The 24,337-nt window shown below is 64.7% G+C and carries 18 protein-coding genes and 3 tRNA genes; 14 read left to right on the top strand and 7 right to left on the bottom strand.

The window, feature by feature from the left end; all coding sequences use genetic code 11:
* Window positions 1–13: 13 nt before the first annotated feature.
* A tRNA-Leu gene (locus tag ACDC67_RS03240) sits at window positions 14–100 on the bottom strand.
* A gap of 115 nt (window positions 101–215) precedes the next feature.
* Between ACDC67_RS03240 and pgsB the strand changes: the two genes are divergently transcribed.
* The 5 genes from pgsB to ACDC67_RS03215 all read left to right on the top strand — a co-directional run bounded on the left by pgsB (window position 216) and on the right by ACDC67_RS03215 (window position 5,856).
* Window positions 216–1,421, top strand: a complete 1,206-nt coding sequence (gene pgsB, locus ACDC67_RS03235) for a poly-gamma-glutamate synthase PgsB (protein ID WP_376690577.1) — start codon at window positions 216–218, stop codon at window positions 1,419–1,421.
* Complete coding sequence (pgsC, locus tag ACDC67_RS03230; RefSeq protein ID WP_376690518.1) at window positions 1,418–1,981, top strand: poly-gamma-glutamate biosynthesis protein PgsC; 564 nt, start codon at window positions 1,418–1,420, stop codon at window positions 1,979–1,981. The genes pgsB and pgsC overlap by 4 nt, the downstream gene beginning before the upstream one ends.
* Window positions 1,978–3,126, top strand: coding sequence for a poly-gamma-glutamate system protein (gene pgsW / locus ACDC67_RS03225; protein ID WP_376690516.1), 1,149 nt, complete (start codon window positions 1,978–1,980; stop codon window positions 3,124–3,126). The genes pgsC and pgsW overlap by 4 nt, the downstream gene beginning before the upstream one ends.
* 89 nt (window positions 3,127–3,215) lie before the next feature.
* The gene (locus ACDC67_RS03220) at window positions 3,216–4,496 is read left to right on the top strand and encodes an energy transducer TonB (protein WP_376690515.1); all 1,281 of its coding nucleotides are present in this window, start codon (window positions 3,216–3,218) and stop codon (window positions 4,494–4,496) included.
* Window positions 4,497–4,566: 70 nt separating this feature from the next.
* Window positions 4,567–5,856, top strand: a complete 1,290-nt coding sequence (locus ACDC67_RS03215; protein WP_376690513.1) for a TonB family protein — start codon at window positions 4,567–4,569, stop codon at window positions 5,854–5,856.
* Between the two features lie 50 nt (window positions 5,857–5,906).
* Here ACDC67_RS03215 and ACDC67_RS03210 read toward each other — a convergent pair.
* Both ACDC67_RS03210 and ACDC67_RS03205 read right to left on the bottom strand, forming a co-directional pair.
* A tRNA-Cys gene (locus ACDC67_RS03210) sits at window positions 5,907–5,980 on the bottom strand.
* 95 nt (window positions 5,981–6,075) lie between these two features.
* Window positions 6,076–6,151, bottom strand: a tRNA-Gly gene (locus tag ACDC67_RS03205).
* Between the two features lie 156 nt (window positions 6,152–6,307).
* Here ACDC67_RS03205 and infA point away from each other — a divergent pair.
* Window positions 6,308–6,526 (top strand): translation initiation factor IF-1, encoded by a 219-nt coding sequence (gene infA, locus ACDC67_RS03200; protein ID WP_116649482.1) that lies wholly within the window; start codon window positions 6,308–6,310, stop codon window positions 6,524–6,526.
* 9 nt (window positions 6,527–6,535) lie between these two features.
* Here infA and clpA read toward each other — a convergent pair whose 3' ends face one another.
* Together clpA and clpS are read right to left on the bottom strand one after the other, a co-directional pair.
* Window positions 6,536–8,812, bottom strand: a complete 2,277-nt coding sequence (gene clpA / locus ACDC67_RS03195; RefSeq protein ID WP_376690511.1) for an ATP-dependent Clp protease ATP-binding subunit ClpA — start codon at window positions 8,810–8,812, stop codon at window positions 6,536–6,538.
* Window positions 8,813–8,895: 83 nt separating this feature from the next.
* Complete coding sequence (gene clpS, locus ACDC67_RS03190) at window positions 8,896–9,231, bottom strand: ATP-dependent Clp protease adapter ClpS (RefSeq protein WP_376690509.1); 336 nt, start codon at window positions 9,229–9,231, stop codon at window positions 8,896–8,898.
* 142 nt (window positions 9,232–9,373) lie between these two features.
* Here clpS and ACDC67_RS03185 point away from each other — a divergent pair, with 142 nt between their 5' ends.
* The 4 genes from ACDC67_RS03185 to ACDC67_RS03170 are packed head-to-tail and all read left to right on the top strand — an operon-like array spanning window position 9,374 to window position 14,994.
* Window positions 9,374–9,700: a hypothetical protein gene (locus ACDC67_RS03185; protein ID WP_376690507.1), complete on the top strand. Its 327-nt coding sequence runs from the start codon at window positions 9,374–9,376 to the stop codon at window positions 9,698–9,700.
* Entirely contained in the window at window positions 9,697–12,966 is a 3,270-nt protein-coding gene (locus ACDC67_RS03180) for an EAL domain-containing protein (protein ID WP_376690506.1), read from the top strand. The genes ACDC67_RS03185 and ACDC67_RS03180 overlap by 4 nt, the downstream gene beginning before the upstream one ends.
* A gap of 34 nt (window positions 12,967–13,000) precedes the next feature.
* Window positions 13,001–14,695, top strand: coding sequence for an ATPase domain-containing protein (locus tag ACDC67_RS03175; protein WP_376690504.1), 1,695 nt, complete (start codon window positions 13,001–13,003; stop codon window positions 14,693–14,695).
* Complete coding sequence (locus ACDC67_RS03170) at window positions 14,692–14,994, top strand: thioredoxin domain-containing protein (protein WP_376690503.1); 303 nt, start codon at window positions 14,692–14,694, stop codon at window positions 14,992–14,994. Before ACDC67_RS03175 ends, ACDC67_RS03170 begins: the two co-directional genes overlap by 4 nt.
* A gap of 57 nt (window positions 14,995–15,051) precedes the next feature.
* On the opposite strand, the gene aceA is transcribed toward ACDC67_RS03170, so the two are convergent.
* Both aceA and aceB read right to left on the bottom strand, forming a co-directional pair.
* Window positions 15,052–16,347, bottom strand: a complete 1,296-nt coding sequence (gene aceA / locus ACDC67_RS03165; RefSeq protein ID WP_376690501.1) for an isocitrate lyase — start codon at window positions 16,345–16,347, stop codon at window positions 15,052–15,054.
* A 30-nt stretch (window positions 16,348–16,377) separates the two neighbouring features.
* Window positions 16,378–18,003, bottom strand: a complete 1,626-nt coding sequence (gene aceB / locus ACDC67_RS03160; protein ID WP_376690499.1) for a malate synthase A — start codon at window positions 18,001–18,003, stop codon at window positions 16,378–16,380.
* Window positions 18,004–18,134: 131 nt separating this feature from the next.
* Here aceB and ACDC67_RS03155 point away from each other — a divergent pair, with 131 nt between their 5' ends.
* From ACDC67_RS03155 to acnA, 4 genes are all read left to right on the top strand, one after another.
* Window positions 18,135–19,043 carry a LysR family transcriptional regulator gene (locus tag ACDC67_RS03155; protein ID WP_376690498.1) on the top strand — a complete coding sequence of 303 codons (909 nt, stop codon included), beginning with the start codon at window positions 18,135–18,137 and terminating at the stop codon, window positions 19,041–19,043.
* 573 nt (window positions 19,044–19,616) lie between these two features.
* Window positions 19,617–20,753, top strand: a complete 1,137-nt coding sequence (gene mnmA, locus ACDC67_RS03150) for a tRNA 2-thiouridine(34) synthase MnmA (protein ID WP_376690496.1) — start codon at window positions 19,617–19,619, stop codon at window positions 20,751–20,753.
* Window positions 20,750–21,361, top strand: coding sequence for a high frequency lysogenization protein HflD (hflD, locus tag ACDC67_RS03145; protein WP_376690494.1), 612 nt, complete (start codon window positions 20,750–20,752; stop codon window positions 21,359–21,361). Before mnmA ends, hflD begins: the two co-directional genes overlap by 4 nt.
* Before the next feature lie 130 nt (window positions 21,362–21,491).
* Window positions 21,492–24,236, top strand: coding sequence for an aconitate hydratase AcnA (gene acnA, locus ACDC67_RS03140; RefSeq protein ID WP_376690493.1), 2,745 nt, complete (start codon window positions 21,492–21,494; stop codon window positions 24,234–24,236).
* Window positions 24,237–24,337 lie beyond the last annotated feature (101 nt).

The raw sequence follows: 24,337 nt of genomic DNA, 5'->3' as shown, positions 1-24,337 counted from the left end.
GGAACAGGAAGGATGGTGCCCGGAGCCGGACTCGAACCGGCACGGTGTTTCCACCGAGGGATTTTAAGTCCCTTGCGTCTACCAATTTCGCCATCCGGGCCTGGCCGGAAATCTTAGCAGAGCCCGGCGGCCGGAAACGTGCATTCAACCGGGGTTTTCCAAAACCGGCCCGGTACCGGTAAGATTCCAGTCAGTCGTCGAGGGAATTCGCCGCCATCAGCAACAGCTTCGCCATCTTTACGGTCGCCAGCATCCTGGTGGTGCTCATCGTGCTGGGTCTGATCGAGATGCTGATTCATCGCCGCGTGCTTCGGCAGCTGCCGGTTCGTGTGCACGTCAACGGCACGCGCGGCAAGACCAGCGTCGTGCGCCTGATCACCGCCGGCCTTCGCGCCGGCGGCAAGCGGGTGTGCTCGAAAACCACCGGCTCCTTCGCGTCGGTTACCGGCCCCGACGGCGAGGACTACCCGCTGCACCGCCCCAACCAGCCCAACATCATCGAGCAAATGCGCGTGATGCGCCGCCTGGTGGCGTTCGGGCCCGACATTGTCGTGATGGAATGCATGGCCCTGCAGCCACACTTCCAGGCGCTGACCGAACGCCAGATGGTGCGCTCGACGCACGGCGTGATCACCAACGCCCGCGCCGATCACCTCGACGTGATGGGGCCGCAGGCCTCGGATGTCGCCCTGGCCCTGGCCGGCACCGTGCCTTTCGGGGCCCGGTTGTTCACCGCCGAGCGCGAGCATCTCGACACCTTCCGGATGGCGGCGCAGGATCGCGGCAGCGAGCTGGAGGCAACGACCGCCGATGACGTGCAAGCGGTCACGCGCGAAGAGATGGCCGCGTTCCGATACGCCGAGCACGCCGAGAACGTGGCGCTTGCGCTCGACGTTTGCCGCGCGCTGGGCGTTAAGCGGGCGGACGCCCTGCGCGGCATGCAGGCGCTGGCGCCAGAGGTCGGCGCCACAAGGGTCCAGACGGTCGACTTTTTCGGCCGCGACATCGTGTTCGTCAATGCCTTCGCCGCCAACGACCCCGATTCCACCGAGATGATCTGGGAGCGGGTCGTCGATCACTACGGCCAGGGCCGCTTCAAGCTGGCTGTGGTCAACTGCCGCTTCGACCGGCCGCAACGCTCGCAGCAGCTGGCCGAGGTCGCCGGTCGATGGACACCGGCCGACCACTACGTCCTGATGGGTTCGGGCACGCTGCTGTTCGCCCGGCCCGCGGTACGCGCCGGCATCCCGCCCAGCCGCATGACCGTGGCCGAGGGACTCGACCAGCACGAATTGTTCGAAGTCGTGTTGGAACACACCGAGGGTGACGCCCTGATCGTGGGCATGTGCAACGTCCACGGCGGCGGCGCCGAACTGGCCAGGCAGTTCAACAACCGGGCAACGAGGAGCCAACCCCTATGATCCTGCTCAACCTGCTGGCCGTGTCGATCGGCATCGGCCTGCTCGTTACGCTCTTGCTGGTCGAAGTCTTCGGCCTGGCCGCGGGCGGGCTGGTGGTGCCCGGCTACGTCGCCCTGAAGCTGTTGCAACCCTGGAGCGTGGCCATGACCCTGCTGGCCGCCTACCTGACCTTCATTGCCGTGCGCACCCTGTCGAGCTTCATGGTGGTCTACGGTCGCCGCAAGACGGCGCTGATGATCCTGTTCGGCTACCTGTCGGGCTCGCTGATCGATTTGAGCATGGGCGGTGTACTCAGTTTCCCCAACGCCGAGTCCGGCAGCAGCGCCACGCAGTTCACCTACTTCGAGTTGAGCGTCATCGGCTACATCATCCCCGGCCTGATCGCGATCTGGTTCGAACGCCAAGGGGTAGTCAAGACGCTCGTCGGGCTGATCGTCTCGGCGGTGCTCGTGCGGCTGATCCTGGTCTTGATCATGCCCGACGTGCTGATGACCTACGAGGCCGAGCAGGCGCTCAACCGCGCCGACCTGACCACCGTTTTCCAGGAGTGGTTCGAATGATCCCGCGCGGACAGAAGCTTTACTGGCGCCCCTCGTCCATTCCGACCAGCGCCCTCCTCCTGCTGGCGGTGGCCGCGATCGGGGCCCTGCTCGTCGTCGAGACCTTCACGCGAAAGGAGGCCTCCGACTACTACGACGAAATGCTCGACGCCTCGCGCCTCGTGCAGCAGAGCATCGAGACCCTGCGACCGATTCGCGGGCGAATCGAGCCGATCAATCCCGACGTCGATCCCCTGCGTTCGGGCCTGATCGGCATCGCCTCCTCGCCGACGACCAGCAACAGCGGCGACCTGGAGTCCAAGCAGGCGACGATCAATCCCAACTGGGCCGCCGTCGTCATTCGTCTTCTGGCCCAGGCGGACGTGGAACCCGGCGACCGGGTGGCCGTGGCCGTTTCCGGCTCCTTTCCGGCCCTGAACCTCGCGGTCTATGCCGCGCTCGAATCGATGGACATCGAACCGATCGCGATCGTCTCCGGCTCGGCCTCCCAGTGGGGCGCCAACGTCCCCGAGTTCTCCTGGCTGGACATCGCCCGCGAACTGCGCGAGGCGGAGCTGATCGACATGCAGGCGCAGGCGGCAACGCTCGGCGGCATCGAAGACCGCGGTATCGGTCTCGACGAGGCAGGCCAGAACATGATTCGTCGCGCCGCCGAGCGCGCCGGAGTCGAGTTGATGGTGCCCGATAGCTACGAGGCCGCCGTCAACGATCGCATCCGGGTCTACAACGAGGGCAGCGGCGGCGGAGAGATCAAGGCCCTGATCAACGTCGGCGGCGGCTCCGCCACGACCGGACCCAACAATATCGACCACTACTTCGGCAGCGGCCTGATCCGGACGGCGCCTTCGGGCGCCTTCCGCGTCCCCTCGGTCATGGGCCACTACCTGCAGCAGGATGTGCCGGTCATCAACTTCTCCGGCATCCGCAACCTGGCCACCCAGCACGACCTGCCCTACCCGCCGCAGCGCATGGAGAGCGTGGGCTCGGGCGGCGTCTACCGCGCCGAATCCTACCGACGCTGGCTGGCCGCCCTGATGATCGTACTTCTGCTCGCCCTGACGGCCCTGATCATGCGTTCGGCCAACATCGCGCTCGCCGCCGGACAGTCCGGAAGCGGCAGGAACGCGATGAAGCCCAAGGTGTGATCCGCCAGTTGACCTTTACGCTTCCAATCGCTAGATTCCCGGCTTCCGGCGAGTGAAAGCCAGATGGCACAGGGAGAGGGAGAGGGATCATGTTTCGATTCGTGTTGGCACTTGCCTGCCTTTGCGGGCTGGCGACGGCTGAGGCTCGACTTCCGGTCACTTACAAGGACGCAGTGGCCGCCAACGCAGCGGGACACGCTGATGTCGCCCGAGCGTCGTTCAGGCGCCTTGCCGAAAGCGGGTTTCCAAGCGCGCAATTCAAGCTCGGAAGCATGTTGCTCGAAGGCGAAGGCGGTCCGAAAGACACCGTGGAGGGCGCGCTCTGGATTCGCCTGGCCGCGGAAGAAGGTCACCGGCCGGCCATCGACACGCCGCCCGCTGAACTGGAGACCCTGGAGCCCGCGCAGCGAGAGATGGTCGACAACCGCATTGCCGACTGGCGCGCCCGGTATTCCAGGGGCGCCCTGTTCGCGACACACGCCCCCGTTCTTTGCGAAGCCGACTGCCTCAGCGGTGACTCGGACGGCCTCAGGCGCCCGAAGGGGTCGGCAGAAGTCATTCTGAACGGTAAGCGGGCCCTGCTTGACCAGCATGAACCGATATTCCCGCGAGAGCTTCGTCGACGCGGCATACCAGGCTACGTTCAGATGGGCGCCTGGATCGGCGCGGACGGCGAGTTCGAACACCCGCACGTCATGTTCAGCGACCCGGAATGGATCTTCGACGGACCGGCGCTCGCCGCACTCCAGAAGTGGCGCGTCGAGTGGGTCGATGGCGCACCTGACGCCGACAACCGTTACGTGAGCCAGACCATCGTCTTCTATCTCGAAGGCAGAAGCTGGGGACGCAAGGCCCGGCGACAGTACGAGCGCCTGATCAACGACTGGGATGAAGATCTCGCTGGGGCTTACCGGGCCGCGCGAATGGCATTTACCCTGGAATTCGGCGACCTGGTCGGCGGCCGCGAGGGCCTCGTGGCGAAAACGCACGACGCCGCAAGCGCGGGCCTGGCCCGGGCCCAGATCGATCTGCACGACGACCTGGAGACGGCCAACGGCGTTCGCCACGATGATCGGGCGGCCGCATTCTGGCTGCGACGGGCCGCGTTTTCCGGTCATGCCCGCGCCCAGTTCTTGCTGAGCCTGCGGGACGACCCGAGCCCCGACTTCAAACAGAGCTTGCTGTACAGCGCGGCCGAAAAGGGCTCGGTTCCGGCCATCATGTCGGTACTTCGTCAACAGCTCGCCTCCCCCGAGACCGCCGACAAGGCCCAGCTGTCCAGCCTGGTCGAACTGCTGCCGGAATTCTGGTACATGGTCAATCCCGATCAGACGCTCGTGGATCAAGCCAAACAGCTCATCTCAGGCTAGCCTTGACCCGTCTGTCCGGGTTCGCTAGCTTGAAGGCGGGAAGGGGCTTGATTCAACGAGGAGACTAGCGATGAATCGAATCGTGTTGGCGATGCTGGCCTGCCTGTGCGCGAGCCTGGTGGAGGCCCGGCAACCGGTGGCTTTCGACGAAACGGTCGAAGCGCATGCGGCCGGACAGCTCGAGGAAGCGCGCGCGTCTTTCGAGCGCATGGCGGGCGCCGGCAGGGTCGAAGCCCAGTTCAACCTCGGCGCCATGCTCGCCAATGGCGAGGGAGGCCGCCGGAACGTGGTCGAGGCGGCCCTGTGGATCGCCCTGGCCGAGGAAGCCGGATTCGAAGCCGCCCGGCAGGCGTTACCCACGATCAAGGCCAATCTCGACCAGGAACAGCTGGCCGACTTCGAGCAACGCCTCCCGGCATGGCGGGACGAGTTCTCGCGCGATGCCCTGCTCGCTCGCCATGCGCCGGAGTTTTGCGCCGACTGTAGCGATGACGAGATGAGCGCGCGCGACGCCGAAAGCCGACGACTGGACACGCTGATCAGGGACAAGCAGCTCACGGTCGAGCGCGAGGCGCCCCGCTACCCCCGCGATGCCGCCGGTTCGGGCAGCATGGGCATGGTACTGCTCGGCGGCTGGCTCAACGCCGCCGGCGAACTCGAACAGCCGCATATCCTGTTCAGCGACCCGAAAGACGTGTTTGATCGCTCGGCCCTGCGGGCCTTTTCGCGCTGGCGGTTCGAATGGGCCGACGGTGAACCGGAAGGCACCCCCATCTACATCACCCAGCAGATCAAGTTCACGCTCGAAAACATGGGGGCCGGAGCACCCTACGACAGCATCAGCCTGAAGAAACTGGAACGGCAGCTCGACAAGGCCGACGAAGACCTCCTGGCCGCCTACAAATCGGCCTGGACCCTCGATTTTCTCGGCCTGGCGACCGACCCGGACAATCCCGGCGCCGTCATCGATATCACCCACCAGGCTGCCCGGGCGGGCATCATCCGGGCCCAGCTCGACCTGGCCCGGCGCCTCCACCGGGGAGACAAGGTGGAAGCGGACATCGAAGCCCATCGATTCTGGTTGAAGCAGGCGGCCTTCGAAGGGGTACCGCGGGCCCAGTTCATGCTGTCGCTCAAGGACTCGCTCGACCCGGAGTTTACCGACGCCCTGAGAACGAGCGCGGCCGAGGCCGGATTCATGCCGGCCACGCTGGCGGAGATCAGGCAGCAGGTCGAGCGCAGAGAAATGGCCGACCGCGGCCGACTGGCGCAGCTTCTGGACAGCCTTCCGCACGACTGGCGCAAGTACCACGGCGGCGACGACATGATGCGCCGGGCCGAGGCGCTGGCCGCACGCTGAGACCCACACGAAAAGAGCCGGCAAAATGCCGGCTCGATCGACGATCAATTTGGAGGCCAGGCCCGGAATCGAACCGAGGTACGCGGCTTTGCAGGCCGCTGCATCACCACTCTGCCACCTGGCCGGATGCGCGTCAGATTGTACCCCAACTGCCGGTTGCTTACAGCAGTCGAAGCCCAACGAAAAAGGCCCGGGCAGCAACCCGGGCCTTCGGGGATTTGGAGCGGGAAACCGGACTCGAACCGGCGACCCCAACCTTGGCAAGGTTGTGCTCTACCAACTGAGCTATTCCCGCGAAAGAAGGGAATTTTAGCCGGACAGAAATTCCTGTCAACCCCTTCGGCGTACTTTTTTGAGCCACCCGCCCCAGCAATCGAATTTCGGCATTTCTGCTTGCGTCTGGCTCAGAAGCTGTCAGAATAACGCGGTTTTAATGAATTGAACAGGAATTATGGCAAAGGACGAGCACATCGAAATGGAAGGCAAGGTCCTCGAGACCCTGCCGAACACCATGTTCCGCGTCGAACTCGACAATGGACACGTCATCACCGCCCACATCTCCGGTCGGATGCGCAAGCACTACATTCGCATTCTCACCGGCGACCGCGTCAAGGTGGAGATGACGCCCTACGACCTGTCCAAGGGCCGTATCACCTACCGCATGAAGTAAGCCGGCCCCTCAGTCGGCGATCGGCGCCGTGGCAGCGGAGCTGCGGCAGGCCAGCGTCAGGCCCTCGCCATCTTCGCGCACGCTGACCTCGACTTCTCCGCCCTCGGACAGATCGCCGAACAGCAGTTCGTCGGCCAGCGGCCGCTTGATGTGCTCCTGGATGATGCGCTTCATCGGCCGTGCACCCATCTTCTCGTCGAAGCCGTTCTCGGCCAGCCACTCGCGCGCGGCCGCGCTGATCTCGATACTTACACCCTTGTCGGCAAGCTGGTTTTCCATTTCCATCAGGAACTTGTCGACCACCTGCATGACCACGTCGACCGGCAGCGAACGGAACTGGATGATCGCATCGAGCCGGTTGCGGAACTCGGGCGTGAACTGCTTGCGGATCGCCTCCATGCCGTCAGTGGTGTTGTCCGAGGGCACGAACCCGATGCCGCGACGGCTCATCAGCTCGGCGCCGGCGTTGGTGGTCATCACCACGATCACGTTGCGGAAATCGGCCGTGCGCCCGTTGGCGTCGGTCAGCTTGCCGTGATCCATGATCTGCAGCAGCAGGTTGTAGACGTCCGGGTGCGCCTTCTCGATCTCGTCGAGCAGGAGCACGGCGTGCGGCGTCTGCGTGACTGACTCGGTCAGCAGCCCGCCGCGGTCGAATCCGACGTAGCCCGGCGGCGCCCCGACCAGCCGGGATACGGAGTGCGCCTCCATGTACTCGGACATGTCGAAGCGAATCAGCTCGATGCCCATCGTCATGGCCAGCTGACGCGTGACCTCGGTCTTGCCCACGCCGGTCGGGCCGGCGAACAGGAAGCTGCCGATCGGCCGGTCGACGTCGGCCAGGCCCGAACGCGACATCTTGATCGCCGAGGCCAGGGTCGAAATCGCCTCGTCCTGGCCGAAAACCACCATCCTGAGGTCGCGCTCGAGGGTCTTGAGCGCATCACGATCGGATCGCGACACCTGGCGCGGCGGAATCCGCGCCATCTTCGCGATGACTTCCTCGATCTCGCTGACCCCGATCTGCTCGACGCGCTCGTCCTCGGGCTTGAGCCGCTCGCGCGCGCCGGCCTCGTCGATGACGTCGATGGCCTTGTCCGGCAGATGCCGATCGTTGATGTGACGATTCGACAGCGTGGCCGCCGCCTCCAGGGCTTCGGGCGTGTAGGTCACGCCGTGATGTTCCTCGAAGCGGTACTTGAGGCCGTTGAGTATCTCGATCGTCTCGCCCACCGAGGGCTCGACGATGTCGATCTTCTGGAAGCGACGGGCCAGGGCGCGATCCTTCTCGAACACGCCGCGGTATTCCTCGAAGGTGGTCGAGCCGATGCAACGCAGCTCGCCGTTGGCGAGCACCGGCTTGATCAGGTTCGACGCGTCCATCACCCCACCCGAGGCCGCACCGGCGCCGATGATGGTGTGAATCTCGTCGATGAACAGTACCGCCTTCTCGCGCGACTTCAGCTCGGCGAGCACGGCCTTCAGCCGTTTCTCGAAGTCACCGCGGTACTTGGTGCCGGCCAGCAGCGCGCCCAGGTCCAGCGCCCAGATCTCGGCATCGTGCAGCACGTCGGGCACTTCCTCGCGCACGATGCGCAGCGCCAGGCCCTCGGCCAGCGCGGTCTTGCCCACGCCGGATTCGCCGACGTAGAGCGGATTGTTCTTGCGCCGGCGGCACAGGATCTGGATGGTTCGCTCGACTTCCAGGGCCCGGCCGATCAGCGGGTCGATCCTGTCGGCCCTGGCGCGCTCGTTGAGGTTGGTGGCGTAGCTTGCCAGCGCCGACTTTTCCTCTTCAGCCGCGCCTTCCGCGCCCTGGGCCGCGTCCGTGCCCGCCTGGGGACCCGTCTCGTCGGTCTTGGCGATGCCGTGGGAGAGGTAGTTGACCACGTCCAGCCGGGCCAGATCCTGCTTGCCCAGCAGGTAGACGGCGTGCGAGTCCTTCTCGCTGAAGATCGCCACCAGGACGTTGGCACCGAGGACTTCCTTCTTGTCGGCCGACTGCACGTGGTAGAGCGCGCGCTGCAGCACGCGCTGAAAGCCGATGGTCGGCTGGGTATCGCGCTGGTCACCCTCGGACAGGACCGGCACCGACTCGTCGAGCGCGATGTCGAGCTCGTGGCCGAGCAGCTGGATATCGACGCCGCAGGCCAGCAGCACCTCCCGCGCCGAATCGTTGTCGAGCAGCGCGAGCAGCAGGTGCTCCACGGTCAGGAACTCGTGGCGCTTGCTGCGGGCCGTGTGGTAGGCCTGCGAGATGGATAATTCAAGTTCCTTGCTGAACATCTGGGCAACCTTGCGCTTGCGAAAATTCGTTTGACTTCGAAAAGTTCAGACCCTGCCGGGCGCCGATGATTCCCTGCGCGCGCTCAGTCATCGGTCTCTTCCAGGGTGCACTGTAGCGGATGCTGGTGCTCGCGGGCGTAGTCGTTGACCATCACCACCTTGGTCTCGGCGATCTCGTAGGTGAACACGCCGGCCACACCGCGGCCACGGGTATGGACGTGCAGCATGATGCTCGTGGCCTTGTCGTGCGACAGGCTGAAGAAGCGCTGCAGGACTTCGACCACGAACTCCATCGGGGTGTAGTCGTCGTTGAGGATGACGACCTTGTACAGCGGCGGCTTTCGAACTTTCGGGCGCGCTTCCTCGAGCGCCAGGCCCTCGCCGCTGTTGGGGTCGGAATGCTGTTCCTTTTCGCTCATCGGCGTGGGCTGTACCAAGTATTCATGATAAACATCATACTGCGGCAGCCGCGAGGGCTTTTCAAGCGCCCGAAGCCCGATACGCCGCCCCCTGGTAGAGGGCGCATCGGCCTTCCATCAGGAAGTCGTGATAACGTTGCACATGCGAACGGAAAGTGGCACGCTCGACGCATCAAACGATGCAAATGCCGGGCAAAATGAGGGGGTTGAATTGCGAGCGTGGATCAAGACCATCGCCATGGCCGTTATGGCCCTGTCCGCGGCATCCGCCCTCCACGCCCGGCAGTCGCAGGCCCCCGTTCGCATCGCGAGCGCAATCTACCTGGGGGACGTGCCGACGATCGTCACCGAGGAGCTGCAACTCTTCGCCAAGCAGAATCTCGACCTGATTGAACCCGGCCCGTTGCGCGATCTGAAGCCCGACGCGGTGCGCATCCCGAAGGCCGATTCGCCGGACACTGGCCCGTGAACCTGGACCGGTTGTCGCGGTTCAGCGTCGCGGTCTGCGTGGCGGGCATGCTGCTGCTTCTGGTCCTGAGCATCGACAGCGGCCAGGAAATCTACCAGCGGCAAGAGGCGATCGGCGAACTGCTGGAGCTAAGCGCCCGCATCGACGAGTTTTCCGCCGCCAGCGACAGCCTGGTCCTTTTCGGCGCCGACCCTGGGCGCTGGAAAACCTACGTCGCCGAGGCCAAGGCCATTCGACGGGAGCTGGAAGAAATCGGTGAGCTTCATCCCGATGCACGCAAGGCTGCAAGGCGCGTGGCGCAATTGGTCGATTCCGTCGAGGCAGCCCTGCAGGCCGGCGAATACGGCAATGAACTGGCACGACCCGACCGCTACCTCGAGCCGCTCGAAGTACCCGCACGCAGCCGGATCGTCATGCACCAGGTTGCCGGACAGGGCATCGCGCTCGACAGCGCTCTCGACCGTGCGCTGCGCGAGCGTCAACGGGCGATTACGCGCGAGGCGACCTGGATCGGCGCTACCCTTGCCGGCGCGGCCCTGCTCTTCGGTGCCCTGTGCGTCGTCGCCTTCGCACTGATTCACCGCCGCATTGCACACCCTGTCCGCCTAATGGCCAACACCCTCGAGCGCCGACGGGCGGGCGAAAACGACGCCCGAGCCCCGGTCACCGGCAACGACGAGCTCTCTCGCCTGGCCGAAACGCTCAACCGCACGCTGGACGAGCGCGATGCGGCACAGAAGGAGCTGAAGCGTCAGGGCGCTCTGCTCGACGTGGCCGGACGGGCGGCTCGTTTCGGGGCATGGGCGGTGAATCTGGATTCCATGACCTGCGAATGGTCAGACGTGGTGGCGGAGATTCACGGTATGCCGCGTGGATACACACCCTCAGTCGAGGAAGGCATTCACTTCTACGCTCCCGAATTTCGCGAGCGTATCAGCCAGGTTTTCGAGGCCTGTGCCGAACAGGGCGAGTCCTACGACGAGGAGCTCCAGGTCGTGGACGCAGAAGGCCAGCGACGGTGGGTGCGAACTGTTGGCGAGCCCGTTTACGACAAACAGAGAAACATCATAAGAGTACAGGGCGCCTTCCAGGATATCTCTGAGCGCAAGGCGCTCGAGCAAGAAAGCCGCCATCTGTCCGACCGGCTGGCAGCTATGCTCGAAGCCATTACGGACGGCTTTGTCGCTTTCGACGAGCAATGGCGATATACCTATGTCAACGCCGAGGGCGGTCGAATTCTCGGCAAATCACGCGACGAGTTGATCGGTTCGACCCTGTGGGATCAGTTTCCTGAACTGGCCGGCAGCGCCACAGAACGCGCACTGGTTGATGCCATGGAAGCACGGATCTCCACGACGGCGGACGAGTTCTTCGAGCCGCTGCAAGCCTGGTTCGATGTCCACGCCTATCCCTGGACGGAAGGGATCGCCGTGTTCTTCCGGGACGTCACGGAGAACCACCGCATGCTGGAGCGGCTGCAGGCGCACGAAGCCGCCCTGCGTGCCTCACGCGACGAACTGGATGCCGCCTTGGGTGTCCGCCAGGCTCTGATCAACTCCCTGCCCGCCCACATTGCAATGCTCGACAAATGCGGCAAGATCATGGACGTCAACGACCAATGGCGTCACTTCGGTGAGCAGAATCAGTTTCGCAACGGCGGTTCCGATTTCGGTGTCGGCACCAATTACGTCAGGCTTTGTGAAGCCGCCGAAGGCGAGTGTTCGAAAGAAGCGCAGACCGTGGCCGATGGCCTCAAGGACGTACTCGGAGGCAAGCGCGAGACCTTCGCCCTCGAATACCCATGCCACTCCCCCGACAAGAAACGCTGGTTCCGCGCGATGTTCAGCCGCCTGACGTCGGCGGGAAGCGCAGCCGGCGGCGCCGTCGCCATGCACATCGACATCACCCAACGCAAGCTGGCCGAACAAGAACTCAACCGGCTCGCCTACGAGGACTCCCTGACGGGGCTGCACTCGCGCAACGGCTTCGCCGAGCGGCTCGGCCAGCGATTCGAGCGGGATGAGTGGCCCGCCGGCGGTATCGTCGCAATGCTCGATGTGGTCGGCCAGCACGATATCAACGACGCCCACGGCTACGAAGCCGGCGACCGGGTGCTGGTGGAGCTCGGCCGCCGCCTGCAGCACCGTTCAGGAGAGCAAGGGCTGGCCGGGCGAACAGGCGGCGACGAGTTCGTGGTTTACCTGCCCGATGCATCGGGAATCTCCGCGGACGATCGGCTCCGGCACATCGCTGCCGCCGTGGACGAACCGTTCCACCCGGACGAAACCGGGCTGGATATCGAGGTTGCGGTCCGCATCGGCTACACCCTGCTCGGCGGTCAGCGCCGCAGCCCCCAGGACCTGGTTCGAGAGGCCGAGCTGGCCTTGTTCGAGAATCGTGACGACGATATCGGGGAGACCCCCTGGCTCGCTTTCAGCGAAGGGTTGAACAAGCAAACGCGCGAACGAATCCAGCTGACCTCGGAGCTCCGGCGCGCCCTCGAGGCCGACGAGTTCGAGCTGCATTTCCAGCCCAAGGTCAGTCTCGGCAACGGCCGGATGATCGCGGCCGAGGCGCTGATTCGCTGGCAGCACCCTGAGCGCGGATTGCTGCCGCCGGGAGTGTTCATCCCGGTCGCCGAGCAAAGCCAGCTGATCGGGCCGATCGGCGACTGGGTGCTGCGAGCCGCCTGCAGGCAGCTTCGCGGCTGGCAGGACGCCGGGCTCACGACGGTGCGGGTGGCCGTGAATGTCTCGCAGATCCAGTTCATGATCGGCGACTTTCCCGCCAAGGTTCGGGCCGCGCTCGCGGAATTCGATGTCGATGCCTCGCAGCTCTCCCTGGAGATCACCGAGAGCGTTTTCGAGCGTCAGTCCGACCGCTTGCTGGCGGAACTCAGAGATCTGAGCAACCTGGGCGTGAGACTGGCCCTGGACGACTTCGGCACCGGCTACTCCTCGCTGCTGTACCTGCAGCGCTATCCCTTCGACGAGATCAAGATCGACCAGGGCTTCGTCAATCGGCTCCTCGACGACCGCTACAGCCGGGACATCGTGCGCGCGATCATGAACCTCGCCTGGGCACTGGACGCCGAGGCGGTGGCCGAAGGCATTGAAACGAAAGAGGTTGCCGAGGCGTTGCTGGAAATGGGCTGTTACGAAGGCCAAGGCTACTACTATAGTATGCCCCTGGCCGGCGAGGACTTTCGCTGGCTGCTCGAAAAGCGCAGTAATCTACCCCTGGGCGCGAGCGATCGCGACGGCTGATGACCGCCCGCCCCAAACAACAGGACTGCATAAGATGAGCACCACGGACTGGCGTCTGCAAAAGCGGCCGACCGGCATCCCCGGCCTGGACCGGCTTACCCACGGTGGATTGCCTGAAGGTCAGGCAACCCTTGTACTCGGACAACCCGGCACAGGCAAGACCGTGCTCGGCCTGCAGCTCCTGGCCAACGCGGTCGGCCGTGGTGACGGCGGTGTTTTCGTTACCTTCGAAGAGTCGCTCGGGCAACTCCGACGCAGCGCCGACTCGTTTCGCTGGGGGGGTGAACTGATCGACTCGGATGCCTGGTCGATTATCGACGCACGCACGCCCGCCGGCACCGAAGTCTCCGGTGGGTTCGATATCGACGCCCTCCTCGGGGCGATCTCGGCACAGGCCGATCGCTTCGACAATGCCTGGATCGTGATCGACGGCATCGATCAATTGCTGCAGCACCAGCCCGATCCGAGCATTGCCGCCGACCAGGTACGGCAGATCAACGAGTACTGTGAAAAATGCGGCTGGACCCTCTTGATCAGCGGCAAACTGGATGAGCGGGGCTTGTCGCCCCGCCATCTCGACGGCATCGAGTTTCTGCTGCCGACGATACTGCTGCTGACGGCAAGGGTCATCGACCGTCGCCTGAACCGTCATATCCAGGTGGCCAAGTATCGCGGATCAGCTCACGTGACCGACGTTGTGCCGCTTGTCATGGACGACGACGGCATTCAGTTGCCCTACCAGTCGGCCCCGAGCAAAGAGCCGGCAACCGCCGGCACGCAACGCGTGAGCACCGGCATCGATCGCCTCGACCAGCTGCTCGGCGGCGGACCCTACCACGGCTCCAGCACGCTGATATCGGGCCGCCCCGGCACCGCCAAGAGCACGCTGGCAGCCAGTTTCGCCGAGGCGGCGGCCGGGCGCGGCGGGCGAACCCTGTACGTCAGCTTCGACGAAGTCGAAGCACCCTATGTACGCAATCTGGCGTCCGTTGGTATCGACCTTCAGTCACACATCGACGCAGGACGGCTCCGATTCTGCGCGCTTTCAGCCTGGTCTGCGCTGATCAGCGAGCACTTCCTTCATATCCAGCGCCTGATCGAGGAATTCGAACCGCACTGCCTGGTCATCGACCCGGTTTCGGCGCTGATGAAAGCCACCGGTTCCGAGGGCACCGGGTCCGCCATCGAACGCTTGCTGGCACTCGCGCGCGGTCGGGGCATCACGACGGTCCTGACATCACTCAACGGTGAGGGCGACCCCGAGGGCGAGACCACCCTGGTGCACGTCTCGACCATTGCCGATACCTGGATCGTGCTCGACTACAACGTGCGCGCCGGCGAGCGCAACCGCTCGCTGTCGATCGTGAAATCGCGCGGAACGGCCCATTCCAACCAGCAGCGCGAGCTGGTCCTGTCCGCACAGGGCATCGACCTGGCCGATGTCTACGAGTACGGCACGGAGGTGCTGATGGGTACCGCCCGGGCGCAGAAGGAAAGCGAGGAGCGCGCGGCAACGCGGCGCGCCGCCATGGAGCGAACGCAGCGCCGCCAGGAGCTCGAGCGCCGCATCGAACAGACGCGCAGCGAGATGGACCGCCTGCAGACCGAGCTCGAACTGCAGGAGCAAACCTCCGGTGAAGTTGATCGGATGGATCGCCAACACACCGAGCAGATGAAACGGCGGCGCCAATCCGATCGCGGCCGCGACGAAGAAGGAGGCAGCAAGTGAACGCCGAAACCACGCAAGGCGAATCGGCTGTACCCGCCCTGACCCTCCTGGTGACCGGCGACGCGCCGAGATCGCGGCGGGCCCGGGCCAATCTGGCCGAGGCCCTGAAGACACTGGACAGGAAAGCAATCCAACCGCTGGAAATCGACCTGCTCGCCCATCCGGAGCAGTCGGTGAGCCTGTCGGTCTTCGCCACGCCCGCGCTGCTGCGAACGGGCCAGGATGGAGGGATCTCCGTGCTCTACGGTGACCTGTCCGACGAACGCAAGCTGCTCGCCTTCCTGGGCGATATCGGCTAGCCGCCTGATATCACCCGCACGGCTACAACGGCCGTGCGGGTGAGTCCCGGAGCCTCCTCAGGCGCTTTTGGCGTCGTCGAACTGGTCTTCCTCGGTCGATCCGGAAAGCGCGCCGAGCGAGGACTCACCGCCGCTGATCGCCTGGGCCAGTTGGTCGAAGTAGCCCGTGCCGACCTCGCGCTGGTGGCGCGTGGCGGTATAGCCCTGCGACTCGGCGTCGAACTCCGCCTGCTGCAGCTCGACGTAGGCCGACATCTGGCGCGCCTTGTAGCCGCGGGCAAGCTGGAACATGCTGTGGTTGAGCGCGTGGAAGCCGGCCAGGGTGATGAACTGGAACTTGTAGCCCATCGCGCCGAGCTCGGTCTGGAACTTTGCGATCTCGGCATCCGAGAGGTTCTTCTTCCAGTTGAAGCTGGGCGAACAGTTGTAGGCCAGCAGCTTGTCCGGGTACTCGGCGTGAATCGCCTCGGCGAACTGCTTCGCCTCCCCCAGGTCGGGCTTCGAGGTCTCGCACCAGACCAGGTCAGCATAGGGCGCGTATGCCAGGCCGCGGGCGATGGCCTGGTCCATGCCGGCATTCGTGCGGTAGAAGCCTTCGGAGGTGCGCTCGCCGGTGATGAAGGCGTGATCGGCCTCGTCGATATCGGAGGTCAGCAGGCCGGCGCCCATGGCGTCGGTCCGGGCGATGATGATCGACGGCACGTTCTCGATATCGGCCGCCAGTCGCGCGGAGACGAGCTTCTGCACGGCCTCACTCGTGGGCACGAGCACCTTGCCGCCCATATGGCCGCACTTCTTGGCCGAGGCGAGCTGGTCTTCGAAGTGCACGCCGGCGGCACCGGCATCGATCATGTCCTTCATCAGCTCGTGCGCGTTGAGCGCGCCGCCGAATCCGGCCTCGGCGTCGGCCACGATGGGCGCGAACCAGTCGATTTCACCTTTTCCCTCGGTCGACTGGATCTGGTCGGCGCGGCGGAACGTGTTGTTGATCCGGCGCACCACCGCCGGCACGGAATTGGCCGGGTACAGCGACTGGTCGGGGTACATCTGACCGGCGATGTTGGCATCGGCGGCGACCTGCCAGCCGGACAGGTAGATGGCCTTGAGGCCGGCACGTACCTGCTGCATGGCCTGGTTGCCGGTCAGGGCGCCGAGGGCGTTGACGAAGTCGTCCTCGTGCATCGCCTTCCACAGCTTTTCCGACCCCCTGCGGGCCAGGGTGTGCTCGATGGTCACGCTGCCTCTGAGGCGAACGACTTCGTTGGCGTCATAGGGGCGCTCCACGCCTTTCCAGCGCGGGTTCTCCAGCCAGTCGCGTTCCATCTCGATGATCGGGGTGACGTCCTTGTTCATGCGCTTGCTCCGGTAAGTTCAGTCGTAGTATCAGTCGAGCCGTTCGTAGCCCGGCAACGTGAGAAATTCGACGAAGCCATCGTCGGCGGTGACTTCGTAAAGCAGTTCGGCCGCGCGCAGGAAGTGGCCGCTGGAAAAGGCCTCGTCGCCGAGATCGGCGCGGATCTTCTCCAGTTCTTCGCCCTGCCAGCGACGGATCAGGTCGAGGTCGATGTTGGTCCCGTCCTCGAGCATGCCGCGGGCGTGGCGGGCCCACTGCCAGAGCTGCGCACGGGCAATCTCGGCGGTGGCGGCGTCCTCCATCAGGTGGTTGATCGGCACACAGCCCTGCCCGGCCAGCCAGGCCCCCATGTAGCGGATGGCGACATTGATGTTGCCCCGCACCCCGGCCTCGGTGATGCTGCCCTCGCAGGGCGCCACCAGCGCTTCGGCGCTCACCGAGACGTCCTCGCGCAGCTTGTCGAGCTGGTTGGGCTTGTCGCCCAGGTGCTCGTCGAAGATCTCCATGGCCAGCGGAATCAGCCCCGGGTGGGCGACCCAGGTGCCGTCGTGGCCGTCACCGGCCTCGCGCTCCTTGTCTTCGCGCACCTTCTGGATCGCCGCCGCGTTGGCTTTCTCGTCGCCCTTGATGGGAATCTGCGCGGCCATGCCGCCCATGGCAAATGCCCCGCGGCGATGGCAGGTCTTGATCAACAGCTGGGAATAGGCCTTGAGGAAGGGCACCGTCATGGTGACCTGTGCGCGATCCGGAAGCACTTTGTCAGCATGGTGCCGGAAACGCTTGATATAGCTGAAAATGTAATCCCATCGGCCGCAGTTGAGGCCGACGATGCGGCTTTTGAGTGCGTGCAGGATCTCGTCCATCTCGAAGACCGCCGTGATCGTCTCGATCAACACGGTGACCTTGACGGTTCCGGGCTTGAGCTCGAGCGCACCCTCGATATCGGTCAGCACCCGCTCCCACAGTTCCGCTTCGTGCCGATTCTCGAGCTTGGGCAGGTACAGGTAGGGGCCGCTGCCCTGGTCGATCAGGGACTGGGCGTTGTTGTACAGGTAGACGGCCGCGTCGAAAATGCCGCCCGGAACCGCCCGGTCACCCTCGCGCACGTGCTTTTCGTCAAGATGCCAGCCGCGCGGACGCACGATCAGCACGGCCGGATCGGGCTCGAGCCGGTAGTGCTTGCCGTTGTCGGCCGTGAACTCGATACTGCGGCGCACGGCGTCGAACAGGTTGACCTGCCCGTCGATCATGTTCTCCCAGCTCGGCGTCGAGGAGTCCTCGAAGTCGGCCATGAAAACCTTCGCGTCGGAATTGAGGGCATTGATGATCATCTTGCGATCGACCGGGCCGGTAATCTCGACGCGGCGGTCGCGCAGGTCGGCGGGAATCGGCGCCACTTTCCAGTCGGCCGAGCGAATCTCGGCCGTCTCGGCGGGGAAATCGGGAACCGCTCCGGCGTCAAGGCGCGCCTGAAACTCCTGTCGCGCTTCGAGCAGGGCGTCGACCCGGCCGCGGTAGCGGCGATTCAGGCGGGCCAGCAAGCGGCGCAGTCCGTTCGAGAACAACGGCCTCGCGGCCGAAGGCAGATCGCGGGACAGCTCAAGCCCGCCGTCCCCGGCCTGATCGAGATCATGGTGCTGGGATTGCTTGTTCATCAACCTTCCATTCCGTAACGTATGGATGCTTGAAGACTAGGCGCCGCGAAACTATTTGTCGAATTAAATCTTTTGATGTTTAGTATGTGATTATGTGATACTTCGTCCGGAACACTTTGGCGTCAAGCGTTTTGACCACTTACAAGGGCAACCTCCTCAAGCACCTGCGCGCGTTCATCCAGACGGCGCGGACCGGCAGCGTCTCCGCCGCGGCCGAGCGGCTGTTCCTCAGCCAGCCCTCGATCAGCCAGCAGATCCGCGCGCTGGAGGAAGAGCTGGGCCGACCGCTGTTCGAACGACACGGCCCGCGCCTGCAGCTCACCCCCGCCGGCAAGGCCCTGCTCGAAATCGCCCGCCCCCTGGTCGACCGCCTGGACGCCCTGCCCGATGAGTTCCAGCGCCGCTACGGCTCGCTCGACAGCGGCGAGATCCGCATCGCGGCCGGCGAGTCGACCATCCTGCACCTGCTGCCCTCGCTGATGATGCGCTTCCGGCGCCAGCATCCCGGCATCTTCGTGCATTTGCACAACGTGACCGGCGCCGACGGGCTGGGCATGATCCGCAACGACGACGTCGACTTCGCCGTCGGCTCGATGCTCGACGTCCCCGACGATATCGACTACCGGCCGATCTGGCACTTCAACCCGGCCCTGATCATGAGCCGCGACCACCCGCTGGCGCGCCGCCGTGAGATCGACCTGACCGATATCAGCCCGCACGGCCTGATCCTGCCGCCGAGGCGCCTGAGCACCTACCAGATGGTCGACCTGGTCTTCCAGAAGCACGGCCTGCCCTTCCGGGTGAACCTCGAGGTCGGCGGCTGGGAGGTCATCAAGCGCTACGTGGCGCTGGGCATGGGCATCTCGATCGTCACCAGCATCTGCCTGACCGAAACCGACCGCAAGCAGCTGGTGGTACGCGACATGAGCCGCTATTTCCCGCGCCGCTCCTACGGCGTGGTACTGCGCCGCGGCGCCTACCTTTCGCCCCAGGCCGAGCGGTTTATCGACTTGATGAGCCCGGATCTATTTGGGGAGTGATCTGTTGGGGTCGGGATGGGTTTGGAGTTGCCGCGGGCGGTACTCGGAAAAATGCGCCCCTGGATGGCCAACGCCGCCGACGCCTCCGCAAGCAATGGAGGCGTCAATGTACCAGCATCACTGCGTTTGACGCCCTTTCGGCGCTCGGCGTTCGAAATACACACTCGAGCCTCGCAAAGATGGCCTGGCCTGGGTGGAGCTTCCGTGCCATCCAGGAACGCATTTTTCCGAGCACCACCCGCTCTGACAGGAGGGGTGGCCTTTATTGGTGGTTGCGGCCTCCTCCAACCTGACAGGGCGGGGAGTGGTGGCTGCGATTCGAAAAATCGGGGCGCGGAAGGGCCGCTGAGATCGCCGCCCATCAGCTTGACGAGCGGATCCCGAAGACACCATTCCTCCGATAGCGCCATGGCAATCTCGCCGGCACCCGGACGGCTCCACCGCACGCAGAAGCGACCACGCCGCTCGCCCCGCATTTTTCGAATCGCAGCCGCCACTTCACGCCCCCGCCACCTTAAACTCCAAACACAAAGCCCCTCGCAAAGAACCAACCCCAACCCCATATGCCAAAACATGAGTGATCTGATCATGGTGGCCATGTCCGGCGGGGTGGATTCGTCCACCGTGGCCTGGCTGTTGAAGCAGCAGGGCCAGAACATCGCCGGGATGTTCATGAAGAACTGGGAAGAGGACGACACCGTCAGCGGCTGCACGGCCGAGGACGATGCCGCCGACGCGCGGAGCGTGGCCGAGATCCTGGGGATCGACTTCCACGGCCGCAACTTTGCCGCCGAGTACTGGGACGACGTGTTCGAGCACTTCCTGGCCGAACTCAAGGCCGGGCGCACGCCCAACCCGGACATCCTGTGCAACCGCGAGATCAAGTTCCGTACCTTCGTCGAGCACGCCCGCGACCTGGGTGCGAAGGCCATCGCCACCGGCCACTACGCACGAAGGCGCGACAACGCCGACGGCAGCGTCTCGCTGCTCAAGGGCGTGGACCACAACAAGGACCAGAGCTACTTTCTCCACGCACTGGACCAGGAACAGCTCTCGCACGCGCTGTTTCCGCTCGGCGAGCTGACCAAGCCGCAAGTGCGCGAACTGGCCGCGCGCGCCGACCTGCCGGTAGCCGCGAAAAAGGACTCGACCGGCATCTGCTTTATCGGCGAACGCAATTTCGACCAGTTCATCGCCAGCTACCTGGAATCCGAGCCGGGCGAGATCCGCACCAGTGACGGCACGGTGATCGGGACCCATCGGGGCCTGATCCACTACACCCTGGGCCAGCGCAAGGGGCTCAACATCGGCGGGCTGAAGGACTTCCCGGAAGCCCCGTGGTACGTGACCTACAAGGACATCGACCGCAACGTGCTCTACGCCGAGCAGCAGACCGGCCACCCGACCCTGATGTCGACCCGGCTCGAAGCCGGGATGCTCAACTGGATCCGCCGCCGGCCCGAAGCGGGCGAGCGCCTGCACGCCAAGGTGCGCTACCGCCAGCCCGACCAGGCCTGTCGGATCGAAGCGCTCGACGGAGACCGACTGCTGCTGTCCTTCGAGCGGCCGCAGCGCGCGGTGACCCCCGGCCAGGCCGTTGTTCTTTATGATGGAGACGAATGCCTGGGTGGCGGCACCATCACGGCCAATGATGCGCCGCTGCCCGATCAGATTCGCAACGCACACCAAAAGGAACCGGTCCAAGCATGAGAGACGCCACCATTGCCTTCGCGGGCATGCTTCAAGCCAGCGAACTGGTTCGCCAGACCGCGACTTCGGGCACCTGCTCCGGGCAGGCCGCCCAGGCCAGCGTGGCCAGCATCTTCAACCGCAACCCCGAAGCCACCGAGGACGCCTACGGCGGCATCGGCGGCGTTCGGATGGGGCTGCGCGTGCTGACCGAGCTGTTCAGCGCGCGCAACGACCACGAAAGCCTGCAGTCGCTCAACTACGCGCTGGGACTGGCCAAGCTGACCAAGCAGGTTCGGCGCGACAGGAAACGCCTGGACGCGATCGGCGAGGAACTCGAACTGGTCGAGAAAGCATGGCACGACGCCTCCGAAACACTCGACGAAAGCGTCACCTCTCAACTGGCCGATATCTACCAGCGCCACGTGTCGACCCTGGGGTTCAGGCTGTCGGTCAGCGGCCGCCCCGATTACCTCAAGCAGGCCGACAAGGTCGCTTTCGTTCGCGCCCTGCTGCTGGCCGGCCTGCGCTCGGCGATTCTGTGGCACCAGGTCGGCGGCCGGCAGTGGCGCCTGGTTTTCGAGCGCAAGAAAATGCTCGAGCAGGCGCGCTCGCTGCTGACCGCCTGAATCCCCGAGGCGGCCCGGCCCGCCAACTGGTCGCGCATCGCCATGCTAAAATCAAAGGCTGGCTCCGGGAGCGCGTCGCCACGACGATCACGCCACCCGGTTCACCCCATTCTGACTGGAGGAGAGTCCCATGCGTGACGAGCTCGGCTGTCTCGATCACTTCAAGGCCAACGGCAAGGAATACGGCTTCTACAGCCTGTCCAAGCTGGCTGAACAACACGAACAGGTCAGGAAGCTGCCCTACTCGCTTCGAATCCTGCTGGAAAACTTGTTGCGTCACGAGGACGGCAGCAACATCACCGCCGACGACGTCGCCGCCCTGGCCAATTGGGATCCGAAAGCCGAGCCGAGCAAGGAAATCTCCTTCACACCCGCCCGCGTGGTCCTGCAGGACTTCACCGGCGTGCCGGCCATCGTTGATCTCGCGGCGATGCGCGAGGCCATGAAGGCACTCGGCGGCAAGGCCGACCAGATCAACCCGCTGTCGCCAGCCGAACTTGTCATCGACCATTCCGTGCAGGTCGACAGCTACGGCCAGGCCGACTCGCTCGATCTCAACAACAAGATCGAGTTTCAGCGCAACAAGGAACGCTACGGCTTCCTGCGCTGGGGCCAGGGCGCGTTCGACAACTTCAAGGTCGTGCCGCCCAATACCGGCATCGTGCACCAGGTCAACCTGGAGCACCTCTCACGCGTGGTCTTCGACGGCGAGGCCGACGGCCAGCCCATGGCCTGGCCCGACACCCTGGTCGGCACCGACTCGCATACCACCATGATCAACGGCCTCGGCATCCTGGGCTGGGGCGTGGGCGGTATCGAGGCCGAGGCGGCCATGCTGGGTCAGCCGATCTCGATGCTGATTCCGCAGGTCATCGGCTTCAAGCTGACGGGCAGACTGCCGGAAGGCACCACCGCCACCGACCTGGTGCTGACCATTACCGACATGCTGCGCGAGAAGGGCGTGGTCGGCAAGTTCGTCGAGTTCTTCGGCCACGGCCTGTCGCACCTGCCGCTGGCCGATCGCGCCACCATCGGCAACATGTCGCCGGAGTTCGGCTCGACCTGCGCGATCTTCCCAATCGACGAGGAGACCATCCGCTACCTCGAGCTGTCCGGCCGCAGCAAGGAGCGCGTCGAACTGGTCCGCGCCTACGCCGAAGCGCAGGACCTGTGGCGCAACGACGAAGACACCGATCCGGTCTACACCGACGTACTGGAACTCGACCTGGGCGACGTCGTGCCCAGCCTGGCCGGCCCGAAGCGGCCGCAGGACCGGGTGCTGGTGAGCAAGGCCAAGAACTCCTTCCTGGCCCTGCTTTCGGACATGACAAAGAATCGCGACTCCAACAACGGTTCCGATGTGGGCCGCTTCAACGACGAAGGCGGACGCACCGCGGTGGGCGCGACCCAGATCCCGGGCGCGGCTGAAGTCAACTACAAGGACCAGACCTTCATCCTCAAGGACGGCGCGGTGGTGATCGCCGCCATCACCTCCTGCACCAACACGTCGAACCCGGCGGTGATGCTGGGCGCCGGCATCCTGGCCCGCAACGCCCGCAGGAAGGGCCTGAACGTCAAGCCCTGGGTCAAGACCTCGCTGGCGCCGGGCTCCAAGGTGGTCACGGACTACCTCGAAAAGTCCGGATTGGACGACGACCTCGAGGCCCTGGGCTTCTACACCGTCGGCTACGGCTGCACGACCTGTATCGGCAACTCGGGCCCGCTGCCCGAACCGATCGACGAGGCCATCCGCGAACACGAAATGGTGGTTTGCTCGGTGCTTTCGGGCAACCGTAATTTCGAGGGCCGCATTCACCCCGAGGTCAAGACCAATTACCTGGCGTCCCCGCCGCTGGTGGTGGCCTATGCCATCGCCGGCCGTATGGACCTCGACCTGCTCGAGGAACCGCTGGGCGAAGACCCGGACGGCAACCCCGTCTATCTGAAGGACGTCTGGCCCGACGCCCACGAGATCCAGGACTTCATTCGCGAAAACGTCACCTCGGAGATGTTCTCGCGCAACTACAAGAGCGTGTTCGAAGGCGACGAGCTGTGGAACAGCATGGACACGCCCACCGGCGAGATGTTCGAGTGGGACGAGGATTCGACCTACGTGCGCAACCCGCCGTTCTTCGAAGGCATGAGTATGGATCCGGATCCCATCGGTGACATCACCGGCGCGCGCGTTCTGGCCAAGCTGGGTGATTCGGTCACCACCGACCACATCTCCCCGGCCGGCGCCATCAAGCCCGACTCACCGGCAGGCCACTACCTGCAGGAGAAGGGCATCCAGCCGGCCGACTTCAACTCCTACGGCTCGCGCCGCGGCAACCACGAAGTCATGATGCGCGGCACTTTCGCCAACGTGCGCATCAAGAACGAGATCGCCGAAGGCACCGAGGGCGGCTTTACCACCTACTTCCCGGACGACGAAGTGATGCCGATCTATGACGCGGCCATGAAGTACCAGGAAGACGGCACGCCGCTGGTCGTCATCGCGGGCAAGGAGTACGGCTCGGGCTCGTCGCGCGACTGGGCGGCCAAGGGCACGCGCCTGCTGGGCGTGAAGGCCGTGATCGCCGCCAGCTTCGAGCGCATTCACCGCTCGAACCTGATCGGCATGGGTGTGCTGCCGCTGACCTTTGCCGAGGGCGACGATGCCGAAAGCCTGGGCCTGGACGGCACCGAGACCTTCGACATCACCGGCCTGAAGGACGGCACGGAGAAGGAGGTCGAGGTCAAGGCCACCCACCCGGAAGGCAAGGAAACCACCTTCAAGGCAAAAGTACGCCTGGATACGCCGAAGGAAATCGAGTACTACAAGAACGGCGGCATCCTGCATTACGTCCTGCGGGAGATGGCCCGGGCGGCCTGAAGGTTTCAGGTTTCAGGGAAGGCCCGCTACTGGCGGGCCTTTTTTCGTTGGGGTGTCGCCTTTTGCAGGGCGCTGCGGGCGGGTGAACGGGGCTTCGATCG

It is taken from the genome of Wenzhouxiangella indolica, from assembly GCF_042310355.1.
Lineage (GTDB): Bacteria > Pseudomonadota > Gammaproteobacteria > Xanthomonadales > Wenzhouxiangellaceae > Wenzhouxiangella.
The sequence above is the reverse complement of the archived record's forward strand: the minus strand, read 5'-3'. Positions and strand labels throughout refer to the sequence as shown.